A 16,905-nucleotide genomic window follows, 5' to 3' on the forward strand; every position below is an offset into this window, starting at 1 on the left:
TCACTATGAACCGGGTAGCCATCATACTCGTCAACTGGAACGGGCTTCAGGATACACTCGATTGTCTCGCATCTTTATCCGAGCAGTCATTCAAGGACTGGGTTGCTATCGTGGTTGATAATAATTCCCGTATTGATCCATCCGCGATCGAGGACCGTTACCCGGATGTGGTGTTGCTCAGGAACAAGGATAACCTAGGGTTCTGCGGTGGAAATAATACGGGTATCAGCAAAGCTGCCGAACTTGGAGTTGATTACTGCTGGATATTGAATAACGATACGGAGGTGGCTCCCGACTGCCTTGAGAAACTCGTGCAGTCACTTGATCAGGATGCCGGACTTGGAGCTGTTGCGCACCCCATTAATTACTACGATGATCGCAAGCTGCACTGGTTTGCCGGTGGATATTTCAAGGATGGTTTGCCCGCACATCACGGTTACTTCAAACCCGTGGCGGAAACACGGCCACTGCCGGCAGATACAGAATTCTTCACCGGATGTTCATTCCTGGCTCGTACCAGCCTGTTGCAGCATCTGGGCGGGTTCGATGAGAACTATTTCTGTTATGTCGAGGATGTCGACCTGTCCATGCGCATCAAGGCGAGTGGTTTTCGTATTGGCTATGTTCCGGATGCCGTTATCTGGCACAAGGTTTCCCGCTCATCAGGGATACGTTCCCCTGTCAAACTGTACTACAAACACAGAAATATGCTGTATTACCTGGCCAAGTTCGGCCGGCCGGCGCAGGTCAGGTTGCGCTGGTGGATGATATCGATGCGTTTCATCCTGTCGTTGCTCCTAAAGCACCATGATCCCGTAGCTGCGTGGGCACTCGCGCGCGGACTGATACATGGTGCAACGAATCATATGGGCAGAATGTCGTTATAGCTTATGGGTAATTCGTCGATGCACGTGGTTGTTATCCCGCACGGTTTTCAGGAGCACTATGCTCTGGGCTTCGTTAATGGTCTGGCAACCAATGGGGTGGCTGTCGATTTTATCCGTGCAGATAATATGGATAGCACGCTGTTGCACCGTGATATTCGTTGGTTCAATCTTGGTCGAAATACCGATTCCAAGATTGGTGCAGTAAAGAAACTATGGCGCTTCCTTGCCTATCATACCCGACTGGTTAATTTTGTCGCAGCACGTCGGGGGAGTGTGGTGCATGTTATCGGTCTGCTAAGGACCCCCTTGGTAACAGGCGTCATCGAGGGGCTGCTGTTTCGCACATTCGCAGCCAAGTATGTGCTGACGGTGCACAACCTGTTGCCTCATGACAGGCATACTGTCATGAATAAGTGGTTATTCCGAAGGATCTACCGTATTCCACAGCTGCTGATCGTCCATACTAAACGAATGAAGGACGAGCTGGTGACATCATTCGGTATCAAGCCAGAGCGTATAGTGGTTATGCAGCATGGTCTGAATGATATTGTTCCGGATAACAACGAAACCCGTGCCGAGTGCAGGGCTCAGCTGGACTTGCCATCCGACGTTTGCATATTGCTGTTTTTCGGTCGCATCGCCCCATACAAAGGCCTGGGGACCCTGCTGGATGCGTTTGCAGAACTTGACGGTAATTCTGTTCTGGTGATTGCAGGTGCCCCGGTCAGCCAGGGATACCGCCGCAAGATTGAAGAGTTGATACAGTCACACCCGCGGCGGACCAGTATCATATGCAGATTCGGGTTTGTCCCGAACACCGAAGTCGCATCGTATTTCCGTGCAGCCGATGCACTCATGATGCCATACAGGCACATTGATCAAAGTGGCGTGTTGTTCCTGGCATTCCGGTTTGGTTTGCCAGTAGTCGCTTTTGACGTCGGAGCAATGCGTGAATATGTCCATAAGGACGTCGGCGTACTGGTTGCGGGGGAGAGCGCGGGAGACTTTGCCCGGGGAATACAGGTATTTCAGCAAGAAGCAGAATTGCGCTTTGAAAATCAGGCTGTCAGCGACGTCACCCGTCGTTTCAGATGGGAGGTTGTTGTGGAGCCGCTGATCAGGGCTTTCAGCGAGAGCGCATAGTGACTCTGGTGGTATCTGGCTTCAGCAAGGCAAGGCAGGGTCGTGAGCCAGCTTAATAGAACCGGAATTCAGCCGTTACGCTGGGAAATCTTTGCTGAAATCCCGAATATGATGCTTGTAAAACGGTCCAATTTGCATAGTGTTGCTCTAGCGTGTTGTGTCAGTGATGGCGGCTGGTTTTGTCGTTGAACGTTGAAATCAAACAGATCCATACGCGGATAATTCAATCACTTACGCATACTCCTGGTATTCTTTGTCGTCAAGTGACGATGCTATCTGCCCAGTGGAGGGCTTGCCGGGACTTCACAATACGCTGAAAATTGGCGTGAACAACCGGTTTACAAAAGCATATATCAGGCTTGGCACTATAGTTGCTGGATTGGGTGAGGTTGTTATGGTTGGCTTACCTGTTATATATACTCGCGATAGGATCGGTTCTGTGGGTAACAGGACATACCACACTGGTTTTAATGGAATATTTCAGTTTCTTGATGTAATCCCCGGTGTAAGAGGCATATCCAGGCTGTGGCCTGCGATCATTAACGAGCAAAGATGCTACATCTCATTGGCTTTGCGTTAACTTGTGATAACCGTCATATCCCCTCTGTCAGGGGGGCGGTACTATATACATCGGCTGTGTAGGTCGCTGACTGGCGGTAGCAGGTAATGCTGGCCGGCTACTGAAATTAGGTGTAGTTAAGGTGATTGGTATGTTTAGAGGACTGATTAAAAAGGTGTTATGTGTGTAGGCGCTGATCGCGAGTGTAGCGTCGAGCATTTCGGTAACCTGGGCGGCAGGCCTCGTTTATACGAACAATTTCGACCTGGGAAGTTTTGGTGATGTCAAAACCGAGCGGGATTGTAATGCTAACGCATTCACACTGGCGGCTTCCCCTGCACGTGATGGTACATCAATGAAGGTATTTAATGATGGTACGAAACCGTGTGCCGAGCCTAATGGAGAAATGAAACATCGCACGGAGATTCAATGGGGTGCCAAGACCAGCTATTCAGAGTTGAATAAACCGTACTGGTTCGGTTTTAGCATGTTCATACCCAAGGACTTCCCTACCAAAGCACAAAATTCGGACTCGGATATCGTGGCGCAGTGGATAGGTGGCTCCTATGGTCCGAAATTGTCATTTCAGATAACTGCTGGAGAGCAACTTGCGGTACGCCGTGACTGGTCAGCGAATTAAGACGATAAAAGAAACGAAATGACTCATGCCAAATTCCCGAACGATAGGGGTGTCTGGACTGACTGGGTTATTTATCGTGAGCGTTCCTGGAAAAACGATGGCGTTTTAAGTATCTGGAAGAACAGGGTCAAGGTTGTGAATTTTGTCGGATCTACAGCAATTAATTACGTCGCGCATGGCGACGGCGGTAATATAAAGTTCAAGAATGGCATATATTGGGGTACACAGCCCCGTGATGTGAAATACACGCTTTTATTTGACAATATTCGTACCTCGGATGTTGCTAATGGTTTTGATCTCGTGTCACCAGGCAGTACAGAGACTGTTTCCGCGCCACCACAGCCGCCTAGCTGGATGTAAGCAGGCGCCCCATACCACCGCGCAGGCCTGCCGCCAGGACTTTTTCCGGATTAAGGCCGGCTCCTGACAACAGGTCTGCGCTCAACTCGCAATTTCTGCTGTATTTCCACGCTACACTGGCAGCCAGCGCCTGATAACAATACTATATACAGCTTGTGGCTGGTGTGCGCCCGCCATATGAGCCTGGAGCCATACAGGAATGATCATTCATTACCTGGCAACAGCTGGTTAACAATTAATAATGAGCAGCAAATGTATTCGGAGAATCCACACCCAAATTTTTTTATAGTCGGCGCTGCAAAAGGGGGTACGACCTCGCTACACGCATATATTTCACAGCACCCCCAGGTGTACATGTCACCTATCAAGGAAACCAACTATTTCTCCCAGGCTGATATGCGTCCCGAGCTCTTTAACCACGAGTATCGACAGGATACCAGGCTAAACCTGCCTCGCTATCTCTCGGGCACTATGGAAAAGCATGTACATATTGCCAATGTCGAGCACCGGGAAGACTATATCCGGCTATTCCACGGTGTTCGTGACGAGAAGGCAATAGGTGAGGCAAGTACTTCCTATCTGTATTGCCCTTCAGCGGCCGCGCGAATATCAGAGGCGTTCCCGGAAGCGCGTGTTGTAGCGATTCTGCGCAATCCTGTTGAGCGGGCCTTTTCACACTATCTTATGAATCTGCGTCTGGGTAAGACGCTCGATACTGATTTTATTCGCGAGGTTGAGGCAGATTACCAGCTGGTAAACAAGGGTTGGGGCGTAAGCCGGCTATATCTGGACCTTGGGCTATACAGTGAGCAGGTGAAGCGATACCAGGAGCATTTCCCCGCCGAGCATGTACACATAATTGTCTATGACGATTACCGGGCTAACCCCGGTGAAACGATGTCTGCATTGTGCCGGTTCCTCGGCATCGATGAGCAGGTTTCCATGGATCTTTCCCGTAAACACAATGCCGCTGGTGTGCCACGGTTGAAATATCTCAATTACATATTGACGCAGTCCGGCGCCATCAGTGCTGTAAAGCGAATTGTCCCTGGTGCATTAAAACAACAGCTGAAGTCGCTCATGTACTCGGACAAGTCGGTTCCAGAGATGGATGCCCGTGCACGTGCCCGCCTTGAGGATTTCTACCGTGAAGATATCACTCAACTGGGTGACTTGCTCAACAGGGATTTGTCGGGCTGGCTGGCTAACTGATATCATTGCTACAGGCATATTATAATGTGTCTCAGGAAGCAAAATGATTATAAGCGATAAGCATAAATACGTATTTATCGAACTACCGCGTACCGGCTCCACGGCAATTGCCAACGAGTTGCGTGAGCAATATGACGGGATCCCTATACTTTACAAGCATGCTACCTACGAAGAGTTTCTCAGGGATGCGACGCCTGAACAGCGTGAATATTTTTCATTTTCGGGTATCCGAAACCCACTCGACGACGTAGTCAGTGTATACGCCAAGTATGCACAGGATCCGCGCAAGCTCTATCGGGATCCTGAAAAACTCAAGGTTCAGAGCCGTAACCTGCTGGAGCGTATACGTGACCGAAGACGTGTACGATTCATTGAGCGTGGTAATGCAGAATTCGCAGATTTCTTTTTGAAGTTTTACCGGTTTCCCTACAGTCGATGGAGTGAGTTATCACATACCAGTTTCGACTTCCTGATCCACTTTGAACGTCTGCAGGAGGACTTCTCTGAGGCACTGACTCTGATTGGCATTGAACCCAGGCGACCGTTGCCCGAGCGAAACCGCACAGGGGGGAAGGCGAACGACTATTTGTCATACTATACGCCCGAGACCATAGCGCGTGCCAAGTGGGTGTTCGGGCCCTATATGAAGAAGTGGGGTTATGCATTCCCGGAAGAGTGGGGCGAAGTGAACGTATCCTGGTGGAATCAGCTGGAGTTTAGACTGGTAAATAACCTGAAGGGCACTTACTGGAAATACCTTCGCCCGCAACTGGCCAAGCTGCGCTCCATGGCGCATCAAGGGGTTTAGCCGTTGAGCAGTAATTTCGTTTATTTTTAACCTGCCAAAATGTCATCTCCGGCATACAACCGGTAAGTTGTACCCAGCTCGCAGCACCTTTGCCGCATTGTAAGGTTAAGCGCGACAAGGAGTTACCATGTCTTTCCGCTTATCGACTTGCCATAGCTGCATTTGTAACTATATTTCACCATTAAATCAGAAAGTTTTTTCACCGGGTAATTTCCAGCCCTGTAAGCGAGCAGGGCTGCCTCTGTATATCATTACAAGAAAGGAGGGCGGCTGTGAATATGACTGAAAAGCAGGCAGAAGCTATTGCCAGAATTCCATATCTACGGGATGGAGGGTTTGCTGACCTGAATCTGGCCGGGACACTGGATTATATGCGTTATCGCTATGTCGAGCCCATGAAAAAAACATCGATATTTCTGAAGCAACCATGGCGGATTGTGCGGCTGGTCTTGGTTGGCTCAGTTTTGCGTATCTTCTGTACGGAGGAAAACAGGCAATTCTGATTGAACCTGACAGGCAACGTATCATTGCTGCAAAGGAAATTGCCGGAATTCTCGGGCTCTATGACCGCTGTTGTTTCGAAAACGCACTACTGGAGAATGTCAGGCTGCTGGATAACAGTGTTGATGTTTTTTGCAGCATAGAGACTCTGGAGCATGTGGGAGGGCATAATGTTTGCGCGTGCATAGAAAATATAGCCCGTGTGGCACGTCAAATGGTGTTATTGACCACACCTAACAAGCTGTTTCCGGTGATTGCACATGATACGCGACTGCCTTTTGCCCACTGGCTTCCAAGCCGTCTTCTCCAACACTATGCAAAAGCATTTGGGCGGCTGGATAAAGAGCAGGGTAATTATTTTCTGGCACCCTGGCATCTCGGGCCACTGAGGAGAAAATTTCACTCCAATGCTTCATACCAGACATTTTCGTCTATAGATGAATTTGACGGGTTCTACCCTCACTATCTGCCATATGGCCGGGATACACCGGGACGATATCGTACAATGCCGTCTGGTGCTAAGAGAGTATTCGTGAAGTGGGCTGGTAAATTCCTCGGCTCTAACGCATACATGATATCTCCGAATCTGTCCACAGTCTGGACTACAACAACGCGCCCTGCAGAATCTTCCGGTAGTCAGCTCGGGAGTGTCTGGCACTAGACCTTGCAACAGTTTTTAATGCCAGTTTGATTGCAAAGAATATGCTGTGCTAACCGGGTCAAAGCATGGAAATCCGGTCGGTCTGGACAATACCCCTGTCCCGTAATATGTCACTATGACTCGCTTTCCTTGTTTGGCGCTAGCCAAATCAGCATAATACTGCCTGTCTCACTGGCGCAAGAAAGCTGAGTCTAGGACCTAAAGATGCAGTATGAATGCTGATCCCGCATGAATAATAAACGTATAGTTATCATTTCCCCCTGCCGTGACGAGGAGACGACGCTGGAACGTACCATTGCCAGCCTGTCTGCACAAACTCGTTTGCCGGATTTGTGGGTTGTTGTTGACGATGGCTCGAGCGATCGTACGCCGGGGATTCTACAGGAAGCCGCGCAACGACTTCCCTGGCTGCGGGTTGTTCGGCGAGAGGATCGCGGTACTCGTAAAGTGGGTGGTGGTGTTATCGATGCATTTTACGATGGCCTGGCGGCGGTAGACATCGATTATGACTTCGTTGCAAAAATGGACGTGGACCTAGAATTTCCCCCACGTTACATTGAACGGTTACTTGAGTATTTTGACCGTGATCCTGATCTCGCTGCAGCCAGTGGCAAGGTGTTCCGCCCCGAGAATGGGAAGCTGGTGGAAGAATACATGATCGATGAGATGGTGGCCGGGCAGTTTAAATTCTATCGTCGTGAGGCATTTGAACGTATTAACGGTTTTGTCCGTGATGTGATGTGGGACGGAATCGACTTTCACCGTGCCCGTATGGAGGGTTACCATACCGCCAGTATCCACGATCCAGACCTGAAGATTATGCACCTGCGCCTCATGGGCTCGTCACACCGTAGTGTCTACCATGGGCGCTTGCGCTGGGGAAGCGGTCAGTGGTTCATGGGTTCTTGCCTGTCCTACACGGTAGCCAGCGGGGTATTCCGGATGAGGGAGAAGCCATACATCCTTGGCGGACTGCTGATTATTGCCGGTTATTTAATGGCTGCGTTACGTGGTGAACGCCGTTATGAAGACATGCGTTTTCGCCGTGAACTGCATCGTTGGCAGCATGCCCGTCTTAAAGCGCTGTTGCTCGGGCGTAAACCTGCATGAGTACAGAGCATTCTACCTTATCGCCAGTGGGTATAATTAAAACAGTTACGCTGCAAGGGTTACCGCTGGCTTGTATTTCAGCCACTCAGCTGGTTGATCACGTATTTGAAAGCTTAAGTCGCGGCCAGGGAGGCTGGATCATAACGGCCAACATCGACCATCTGCAGCGCTACGTATCGACTCCGGATATTGTTGATCTCTACAGCCATGCAGAAGTTATTGTGGCAGATGGTACCCCTTTGGTTTGGGCGAGCCGACTGTTAGGAGATCCCCTGCCAGAACGCATTGCAGGTTCCGATCTGGTGTGGACGCTGGCTGAGCATGCAGCAGAAAAGGGACGTAGTATCTGCTTGCTTGGTGGTGCGCCAGGTGCAGCTGAAGGTGCTGCGAAACAGCTATTGGAACGTTTCCCGAATCTGGTTATCGCAGCAACTTGCAGTCCGACCGTATCAGAGCAGCCGACCGAGGATGAAGTGGAAGCAATACGTAAAACACTCCAGGCCGCCAGTCCCGATATTGTTTATGTTGCAATTGGTTCACCCAAGCAGGAGCGCTTGATTGCTGCGTTGCGATCGAGCCTGCCAGCTACCTGGTGGATCGGTGTAGGGGTTAGCTTGAGCTTTGTAGCCGGGCATGTCTCCCGGGCGCCCAGGTGGGTGCAGCGACTGGGGCTGGAGTGGGTGCACCGAATGCTGCAGGAACCCGAACGACTCGTGAAGCGCTATCTTTTTAATAATCTACCGTTCACATTCCGACTGTTCGCACGCAGTCTAGTTACACGCTTTACGAGTGCGGGTAGCCGCTAATTTTTGGCAGGCTCTATTGAACTTTCGTCTGCGTTAGATATGTCGGCACTGTCAGTTAAAGGTTGTGAGGTGGCTACCGGCAACCCGAGATAGTGCTCAACATGATGCATTCTCACGCTGCCCGGATCATCGGACCAGCGCGCCTCGAGATAACTCGCATATTGGCTGATAAGTCCCTCAATCCGTTCCTGGCGTTCAAGCGCTTCGGAGCCTGTATCGAGGGGCGCTGAAAACGCGACATGTATTCGTCCATTAACATCCATATTGGCGATAACCGGTACGACAGCGGCACCTGTGCTGACGGCAAGTTCGGCGAAACCGGTAGCAAGATTCCGTATCCGCCCATGGAAGGGCACCTCTATGCCGCTGCTGCCTTTTAAGCCGTCCGGTACCATGTGCAATATTCCACCGCCCATCAATACCCGTCTGGCCTGGTATGTCTGGCGCAGCAGAAACGATGCGCCGCCGCCCACTTCGATTACCTTGAGTCGGTCAGCGCCTTTGGCGCCGATTTTTTCCAGAACATTTGCGGCCTCGACCGAGTGCAGGTCATAGCCCTGCCGAAGCAGCAGTAAGGGAATACTCCGTGACAGCCCGATATGACTGCTGATAATAATCAGTCCCTTGCCGGCCTCGCACAAAGGCTGCAGTTGTTCCATTCCGCTGAACCTGACCCATCGGTGGAACTCCGGATCGGAACATCTGGACAGTGCAAAGAGTCGCCAGTAAATGCCATAGCTGCAGGCGAGATAACGTGCGCCGGTTGAGCGCGGATCGACCGGTTTTTCCGACAGTGGCAGGATCTGTTCGAGCGCCTTCAGTTGCTGTTGGAAAAAAAGCTTCTGGATCGGACGCAGCTTCCAGAACCAGGCCAAGGTGCGTGAGCCTGCGCCATAGGGTACCCGTGAGACAATGCGTTGCCAGAGCCTGTCGGCCCGGGTTCGTCTTGTTAATGCGCGTAGAAGTCTCACCAAAAATGCGGGGCGCTGTCGACCAGCCTGTTTTTTCGAGCTCATCCTGGCGTACCCTACCTTAAAGGGCGACTGCGGGCCACCCGAAACCAGCTCTGGTTTTTATGAAAAGGGACGTTTATGCTTACTATCTATACGCAGCCGAGTGCTGCACAATCATTGAGTTTTTCCGGCTCAAATATCTGGAGGTAACATGACAAGCCTGGAAGAAGCCCAGGAACGGGTCAAGAATATCATGGAGCAACAGCTTCAGATTTCTGTAAATCCTGAAAACTACGAGGACGATCTTCGCCTTGATTCAATGGCTTTACTTGAGCTGATTGTTGGGTTGGAAAAAGAATTTGGTGTTGCTGTCGATGAGGAAGAACTGGATACTCCGGAACACTTCAAAAGTGTTGCAAGCATCTCGAAATTTGCGTTAAAACAGCTAAAATCCTGAATTATTAAAGTATCGAAAAAATGGACATGGACGAAAACAAGCCTACCGAAAAAACCGAACTTGGCATGCTGCGCATCGACCTGCAGGATTCGCTACGCCAAAGTTCCGTAGATCCACGCAAACTCTCCTCATTCCAGCGTATCCTGCTAACCACCGATGGCACTGTCACCGAGATACTGGAGGCCCAGCTCTGGGAGGCCATCCATATCGTCAAGCTTTTCCAGGATATAACCGATGCGGAGACCGCCATTCCTTTTCTGGATATTGGTCCAGGCACCCGGATCATGGTGCGCAAGGTTTTGTTACGGGGTAAATACAGTCATAAGAACTATATTTATGCAGAATCGATCCTGGTGCCGGAACGTCTGCCCGACAACATACGCGAGAGTTTGATGGAAACGCAGAAACCGATCGGGCAGCTGATTATGCAAAATCGTATGGAATCATTCAGGGAAATACTTACCTGCAAACTTGAAGAAGCCCGCGAGCTCAGTGAGTATTTCGATATACCGGATGATGCGATGCTGGTTTCCCGAACCTACCGCGTATTTGCAAATCGCCAACCGATTATGCTGATAACCGAAAAGTTTCCCGAAGCCGCTTTTCAACAAACTGACTGAACGAAATCATGCTCTACCAAATGCTCGCAGACACAGTGCAACGCTTGCCCTCCAACACGTTTATGGAGTGGGGCGAGAATACGCTCTCCTTCCAGGATTTCCGGCACGCTGTTGACAGGTTTTCTGCAACACTTGCTGAATCGGGGGTCAGGTCCGGAGATGCCGTCATTCTGCTTTTGCCGAACGGCCCGGAGTTTGCGACAGGGGTATTTGCTATCGCCAAACTGGGTGCGATTGCTGTCCCGCTGAATACGGCGTTCCAGGATAAAGAGCTTCAATTTTACCTGCAGGACAGTCGGGCCCGCACCCTGGTGACGACGACTGACATTCTGGATTCACACAATGACCTGATCGATGAAAGCCGTGACTGTCAGGTCATCACTGAGATCCCGGTAAGCGCTGAACCCACTGCAGGCGAACAACGTCAACCTTTGAAGGGTCCGGTTTTATACCAGTACTCGTCCGGTTCCACGGGTACGCCAAAACGCGTGATCCGTTCCCAGGAGCAGCTCGTACACGAAGCCAACAATTTCACCGCTACCGTTAATATCAGTTCATCGGACCGTATTCTCACTGTCGTGCCCCTGTTCCATGCGCATGGTTTTGGTAACTGTCTGTTGGCCGCTGCACGTACCGGCGCGACCATGGTGGTATTGCCTGCGTTCAAGCGAAAGTCCGCCCTGAACACGCTTGCAGATAAAGGCATCACTGTTTTTCCGGGCGTTCCTTTCATGTTCAGTATCCTGGCTGATTCACCTTCCATCCAGGGAATGCCCTTGCCCAGGCTGCGGTTGGCCTTCTCCGCCGGTGCTCCACTGGCCAGGGAGACCTTTGACAACTTCAGGGGAAAATTCTCCGTACCTGTTCGCCAGCTTTACGGTTCAACCGAGTCGGGCTCGGTGGCGATAAATACTGGCTCCACTGATGGCGAATGCTGGTCCTCGATTGGAACCCCCATGCGCAATGTCGAAGTCAGGATTGTTGGCGAGAACGGCGAGCCGGTTAGTGCAGGTGAAAGTGGTGAACTGGTTATTTGCAGCCAGGCGTTGACCCATGGCTACGCCAATCTTGACGAAGTTAACCAGGAAACGTTTCGGGATGGCTGTTTCTGGTCGGGTGATGTCGGCCACAAGGATGAGAATGGCAATATTTACATCACAGGACGCAAAAAGCTGTTTATCAACGCTGGTGGCAATAAAGTTGATCCCGGCCAGGTGGAAGAGGTGATCGCCCGGCATCCCGCTGTCAATGAAGTCGTGGTAGTAGGCCTCCAGGGTCAGTATGGCCAGGAAATCATCAAGGCAGCCATTGTCAGGAACGAAGGCCAGGAGTGCACGGCTGAACAGATCAGGGAATGGTGTAACGGTAAGCTTGCCGACTTCAAGGTTCCGCGCGTCATTGAATTCCGTGCAGAAATCCCGCGCAGCCCGCTCGGCAAGATTCTACGTAAATATTTACAGGAAGATGTGGCCTGAAAACCCGAAGTAGGTAGGGCGGGTGCATAAAGCCAAAATAGTCGGATTAATTTACACCAATTATCCTGACATCTGATTTAAAATATCACGTCAAAACTCGCTGGCTTCTTGCCTCTGTCGTAGATATTTACAATAATAGCTCCTGTGGGGTGATATAGCTTGAAGTTATGGGGTAGTGTCTTTAGACTATTTTAAGGCATCCTGATTTGAAGCGGTTCCAGACTATGTTTTGCAGATCAGATATGTATTTAATGTTTATCCTGGAGTGATATAAGAATGTCGGGAAACCCATTGATATTTGAAGACCTGTGGGCGATTTTACGCAGACGTAAATTGCACTTTGGGATACCTGCGGCAATTATTCTGTTATCAAGTATTGCTCTCGCATACAGCCTGACCCCCGTTTTTGTCTCCACCGCGACGATATTGATCGAGGAGCCGGAGATACCCGAAAATCTGGTGGCTTCAACCGTGACCGGATTTGCCTCCGAGCGTATCCAGATGATTCGCAACCGGGTTATGACAAATGATAACTTGTGGGCGATTGCTGAAAAGATAGATTTATATCCTGGCGAGAGAACGATCGAAAACCAGCAGGCTGTCATTAAAAAGATGCGTGAGAATATCGGCCTGGACATGGTGACTTCCGAGGCTGTTGATCCAAAAAATGGTAGAGCCATTACCCCAACGATTGCATTTACCGTTTCTTTCGGTAACGAATCCCCCGAACTTGCCCAGGCGGTTGCGTCAGAACTTGCTCAACGCTATATCACGGAGGATCGCAGCAGCCGAACGCAGAGTGCGCAGCAAGCCTCATCGTTTTTAAAAGATGAGGCGCAACGTTTACAGGATCAGATTTCAGATCTCGAGGCCAGGACGGCAGCTTTCAAGGCGAAGAATGCGGGTTCCTTGCCAGAGTCTTTCGAAGCCACTTCAAGATTTCTGCAAACTGCGCAGCAGCAACTTGAGCAGCTTGACGCCAAAATGGCTCCACTGGAGTCTCGTTACGCATTCCTGAAAGCCCGCTTGACCGGTTTTGGGGCGTCCGCAGAACTTGTGAAAGCACGTGATGAGCTGGCTGCAGCGCGTGAAAAATATTCTGAGATATATCCCGAAGTCATACGTTTGAAGCAAGCAGTAGAAGCGCTGGAAGCCGAAGTCAATCAGGGAGGCAGTTCTTCCGACTATGGTTATGCGAGCAGTGATCCGGCATACCTTGCGCTGCAGTCGGAACTGCAGCAAGTCGGTGGCGAGATCAGTGCAATTCGCTCGCAGCGTGCCGATCTGAATCAAAAAATCGCAGAGTACCAGTCACGTCTCGCCAGGTCTCCGGAGGTGGAGCGAGAATACCTGGCACTGAATCGTAACCTGACCCATGATATAAGCAGCTACCGTGAAATCATGGAAAAACTGGCGAGTGCGCAGCTTGCCGAGGAACTTGAGCGGTCGCAGAAGGCGGGCCGCTTTACGCTCGTTGCAGCAGCCAGTTACCCTACCAGTCCCAGTAAGCCAAATATACCAGCCATAATATTGCTGGGTTTCACCTTTGCAATCGGCGTTGGGGTAGGTGTAGCCGGGTTGGCAGAGTATTTGGACCACCGTATTTATGGACCCAAAGACCTTGCGGCGGTCTTCAATGCGCCTCCCATCGCTATTATTCCGGAAATAGCAGGTTAAGATGAGTATGGATTACATAAAAGACGCCGTTGCTATGCTGGATCGTGCTCACCCGTCGTACGGACTGGTTGACTCAAAGCCGGAGATGACAGGTGAAATTGCCTATACACAGAGCCAGGTTGTCAAACTGGATAACAAGCACCTGCAAAAAAACCACATTCTTACCCCGGAGAGCGATAAGGTCGTCGTTAATGCCTATAAGTTATTGCGAACCCGTATATTGCAGCTGATGCAGCAGAATGGATGGGTAACCCTGGGGATTACCAGTCCGGGTCCGGATGAAGGGAAGACCCTGACCGCAATCAATCTTGCTATCAGTATGGCCATGAAGCTGGATTACACTGTGTTGCTGGTTGACCTGGATTTCAGAAAGCCAAGCATTTCCGAGCGGTTTGGTTTTCAGGCGAAATATGGCCTCGGTGATTATCTTGCGGGAAAGGTCAAGCTTGAAGAGGTGTTTGTCAATCCAGGCATTAACCGGTTGTTGCTCCTGCCTGAGAAAGAAGCACGGAACAATAGCTCAGAAATTTTATCGTCGACGGGAATGGAGAGGATGGTCGACGAACTAAAAAACCGGTACCAATCAAGAATCATAATATTTGATTTGCCCCCGGTGCTGGTAGGGGATGATGTGCTCGCGTTTTCAGGTCTTGTTGATGCGACACTACTCGTGACCCAGGAAGGGAAAACGACGACAGATGATTTGAACAAAACGGTTAGTTTATTAGAAAACAAGAACGTGGTTGGTGCTGTATTGAATCGTTCTTCGGTAAAAAACGAATTTTCGAATTATGGCTACTAGGCACCTCTGATTAATCCGTCATACCTTCCTTTTCTCTATCCCGTTATATTCCGGTAAGCGCAGAAGCCGCTGCTACTACCAGATTCGTCTCAAGCAACTACACTATAATGTCAAAGGACTGTTAAGGGACTATGCGGGTTCAGTTCGGAATCAGCAGTCTGTCGGGTTAATTTACAGTAATGCACTGTATATTTGCTGGTAAACGACATGATAGAATACATAACTTATCGTTATATATATACAATCTGTGGGTGTTAGCCCCATGAAGGCTGTCGAAATGTTTTACATTTCTAGCCCGTGTTGGGTCATAAATCTATATGGATTGGTTGTAACGCTTTGATGATGCGAAGAAAATAACGTGTGGCACACTATGTGCACTCTATAGTCTTATCGTATCTCGTGTAACCCAGCCATGCACTTCAGGGGTCGTTCTGTGAACTCGAATTGTGAGGTTGATATTACTTATGCCGACAATTGACACCTACCGCCACTGTTTGCAGACGCGCTTAATCACCGCCCTGTATTTTCTGGTTCATGCAGCACGTTCCATCTCGGCTGTCACAATCCCAATCCTTTTGCTTTTTGCATTCAATCCGGGCACGGCCATTGCTGCCTTCCAGCAGGACAGTGGTGCCGGTGGTGTCGTGTCGATGGAGGCGGAGAACAATTCTGCGAACGTGGTGGCATCGGATGGCCACGCGTGGTTGTCGGCGGGGGGGAGTTTCCCGGGTTTTGCGGGGACGGATGCGTTGCAGGCGTTGCCAGCAGACGGCGTCACTCATGGATCAAGCTATTCGACGCTGAGTCCGCAGCTGGATTTTCAGGTGAATTTCGTGGCGAGCGGTACGCACTACCTGTGGATACGAGGGCTGGCGCCCTCGACAGGATCGGATTCATTGCACGCAGGGCTGGATGGCCAGGAGTTTGGTTCGGGGAAGAATCTTCGGGGTTCCGGGCTAGGGAGTTACATCTGGATCAGCACGAAGGCGAACGGGGCGCGGTCGACGCTGAATATACCCGCGCCAGGTGAGCACACGGTCAACGTGTGGATGCGCGAGTCGGGTTTTGTGGTGGACAAGGTGGTGTTGACGACGGATGTGGCCTTTGATCCGTCGACGATCAACGGAGGTCTGGGACCCGCTGAAAGCAGTCAGGGCAGCCCGACCAGTGCGGACCTTGCTGTCACGAAAGGCGTGGATAACAGCAACCCGGCCGAGGGCGGGACGATCACCTATACCGTGACGGCAACGAACAACGGTCCGCTGGATGCCACGGGTGTGGTGTTAAGCGATATATTACCCGCCGGGCTGGCATACGTCAGTGATGACAGTGGTGGTGCCTACGACAGCGGCACGGGTGCGTGGAGCGTAGGCAGTTTGCCCAATGGCAACCTGGCCACGCTGAATATCACAGCGACGGTGAATACCGGTACTGCTGGCAGCACGCTTACCAACACGGCGAGTGTAAGCGCGTTGAACGAACCGGATCCGGTCGCGGGCAATGACAGTGCCAGTGTGAGCCTGACAGTATTTATCCCGGGTGGCGGTAGCGGTGCCTTCCAGCAGGACAGTGGTGCCGGTGGTGTCGTGTCGATGGAGGCGGAGAACAATTCTGCGAACGTGGTGGCATCGGATGGCCACGCGTGGTTGTCGGCGGGGGGGAGTTTCCCGGGTTTTGCGGGGACGGATGCGTTGCAGGCGTTGCCAGCAGACGGCGTCACTCATGGATCAAGCTATTCGACGCTGAGTCCGCAGCTGGATTTTCAGGTGAATTTCGTGGCGAGCGGTACGCACTACCTGTGGATACGAGGGCTGGCGCCCTCGACAGGATCGGATTCATTGCACGCAGGGCTGGATGGCCAGGAGTTTGGTTCGGGGAAGAATCTTCGGGGTTCCGGGACAGGGAGTTACATCTGGATCAGCACGAAGGCGAACGGGGCGCGGTCGACGCTGAATATACCCGCGCCAGGTGAGCACACGGTCAACGTGTGGATGCGCGAGTCGGGTTTTGTGGTGGACAAGGTGGTGTTGACGACGGATGTGGCCTTTGATCCGTCGACGATCAACGGGGGTCTGGGACCCGCTGAAAGTAGTCAGGGCAGCCCGACCAATGCGGACCTTGCTGTCACGAAAGGCGTGGATAACGCCAACCCGTCCGAGGGCGGGACGATCATCTATACCGTGACGGCAACGAACAACGGTCCGCTGGATGCCACGGGTGTGGTGTTAAGCGAC

At 51.2% G+C, this 16,905-nt stretch carries 17 protein-coding genes; 16 read left to right on the top strand and 1 reads right to left on the bottom strand.

Going from position 1 to position 16,905, the window contains the following annotated elements; all coding sequences use genetic code 11:
• The first annotated feature begins 5 nt into the window (after positions 1 to 5).
• From DFR30_RS07085 to DFR30_RS07125, 10 genes are all read left to right on the top strand, one after another.
• Positions 6 to 887 carry a glycosyltransferase family 2 protein gene (locus DFR30_RS07085; RefSeq protein ID WP_132971990.1) on the top strand — a complete coding sequence of 294 codons (882 nt, stop codon included), beginning with the start codon at positions 6 to 8 and terminating at the stop codon, positions 885 to 887.
• Between the two features lie 3 nt (positions 888 to 890).
• Complete coding sequence (locus DFR30_RS07090) at positions 891 to 2,030, top strand: glycosyltransferase family 4 protein (RefSeq protein ID WP_132971991.1); 1,140 nt, start codon at positions 891 to 893, stop codon at positions 2,028 to 2,030.
• Between the two features lie 824 nt (positions 2,031 to 2,854).
• Entirely contained in the window at positions 2,855 to 3,229 is a 375-nt protein-coding gene (locus tag DFR30_RS14565; RefSeq protein WP_279386918.1) for a heparin lyase I family protein, read from the top strand.
• A gap of 18 nt (positions 3,230 to 3,247) precedes the next feature.
• Positions 3,248 to 3,589: a polysaccharide lyase family protein gene (locus tag DFR30_RS07100; RefSeq protein ID WP_132971993.1), complete on the top strand. Its 342-nt coding sequence runs from the start codon at positions 3,248 to 3,250 to the stop codon at positions 3,587 to 3,589.
• A 252-nt stretch (positions 3,590 to 3,841) separates the two neighbouring features.
• Positions 3,842 to 4,801: a sulfotransferase family protein gene (locus DFR30_RS07105; protein ID WP_243640758.1), complete on the top strand. Its 960-nt coding sequence runs from the start codon at positions 3,842 to 3,844 to the stop codon at positions 4,799 to 4,801.
• Between the two features lie 43 nt (positions 4,802 to 4,844).
• Positions 4,845 to 5,609, top strand: a complete 765-nt coding sequence (locus tag DFR30_RS07110; RefSeq protein ID WP_132971995.1) for a sulfotransferase family 2 domain-containing protein — start codon at positions 4,845 to 4,847, stop codon at positions 5,607 to 5,609.
• A 272-nt stretch (positions 5,610 to 5,881) separates the two neighbouring features.
• Entirely contained in the window at positions 5,882 to 6,112 is a 231-nt protein-coding gene (locus DFR30_RS14285) for a hypothetical protein (RefSeq protein ID WP_165869038.1), read from the top strand.
• The gene (locus DFR30_RS14760; protein ID WP_132971996.1) at positions 6,037 to 6,771 is read left to right on the top strand and encodes a class I SAM-dependent methyltransferase; all 735 of its coding nucleotides are present in this window, start codon (positions 6,037 to 6,039) and stop codon (positions 6,769 to 6,771) included. Before DFR30_RS14285 ends, DFR30_RS14760 begins: the two co-directional genes overlap by 76 nt.
• Before the next feature lie 228 nt (positions 6,772 to 6,999).
• Positions 7,000 to 7,881 (top strand): glycosyltransferase family 2 protein, encoded by an 882-nt coding sequence (locus DFR30_RS07120; protein ID WP_132971997.1) that lies wholly within the window; start codon positions 7,000 to 7,002, stop codon positions 7,879 to 7,881.
• Entirely contained in the window at positions 7,878 to 8,687 is an 810-nt protein-coding gene (locus DFR30_RS07125) for a WecB/TagA/CpsF family glycosyltransferase (protein WP_132971998.1), read from the top strand. The genes DFR30_RS07120 and DFR30_RS07125 overlap by 4 nt, the downstream gene beginning before the upstream one ends.
• Here the strand turns inward: DFR30_RS07125 and DFR30_RS07130 are convergent.
• A complete protein-coding gene (locus DFR30_RS07130; protein ID WP_132971999.1) occupies positions 8,684 to 9,703 on the bottom strand; it encodes an LpxL/LpxP family acyltransferase in 1,020 nt (339 codons plus the stop codon). The genes DFR30_RS07125 and DFR30_RS07130 overlap by 4 nt on opposite strands.
• Before the next feature lie 148 nt (positions 9,704 to 9,851).
• Between DFR30_RS07130 and DFR30_RS07135 the strand changes: the two genes are divergently transcribed.
• The 6 genes from DFR30_RS07135 to DFR30_RS14290 all read left to right on the top strand — a co-directional run.
• Complete coding sequence (locus DFR30_RS07135) at positions 9,852 to 10,097, top strand: acyl carrier protein (RefSeq protein WP_132972000.1); 246 nt, start codon at positions 9,852 to 9,854, stop codon at positions 10,095 to 10,097.
• Between the two features lie 20 nt (positions 10,098 to 10,117).
• On the top strand, positions 10,118 to 10,717 hold the full coding sequence (locus tag DFR30_RS07140; protein WP_207891836.1) for a chorismate--pyruvate lyase family protein: 600 nt from the start codon (positions 10,118 to 10,120) through the stop codon (positions 10,715 to 10,717).
• 20 nt (positions 10,718 to 10,737) lie between these two features.
• A complete protein-coding gene (locus DFR30_RS07145; RefSeq protein ID WP_207891837.1) occupies positions 10,738 to 12,192 on the top strand; it encodes a class I adenylate-forming enzyme family protein in 1,455 nt (484 codons plus the stop codon).
• A 276-nt stretch (positions 12,193 to 12,468) separates the two neighbouring features.
• Positions 12,469 to 13,869, top strand: a complete 1,401-nt coding sequence (locus tag DFR30_RS07150; protein WP_132972002.1) for a GumC family protein — start codon at positions 12,469 to 12,471, stop codon at positions 13,867 to 13,869.
• Positions 13,870 to 13,876: 7 nt separating this feature from the next.
• Positions 13,877 to 14,671, top strand: a complete 795-nt coding sequence (locus tag DFR30_RS07155; protein ID WP_207891838.1) for a CpsD/CapB family tyrosine-protein kinase — start codon at positions 13,877 to 13,879, stop codon at positions 14,669 to 14,671.
• A 464-nt stretch (positions 14,672 to 15,135) separates the two neighbouring features.
• The coding region (locus DFR30_RS14290; RefSeq protein ID WP_165869126.1) for a DUF11 domain-containing protein at positions 15,136 to 16,905 on the top strand (1,770 nt) is incomplete at its 3' end.

The sequence above is a fragment of the Thiogranum longum genome (assembly GCF_004339085.1).
Taxonomy (GTDB): Bacteria; Pseudomonadota; Gammaproteobacteria; order DSM-19610; family DSM-19610; genus Thiogranum; species Thiogranum longum.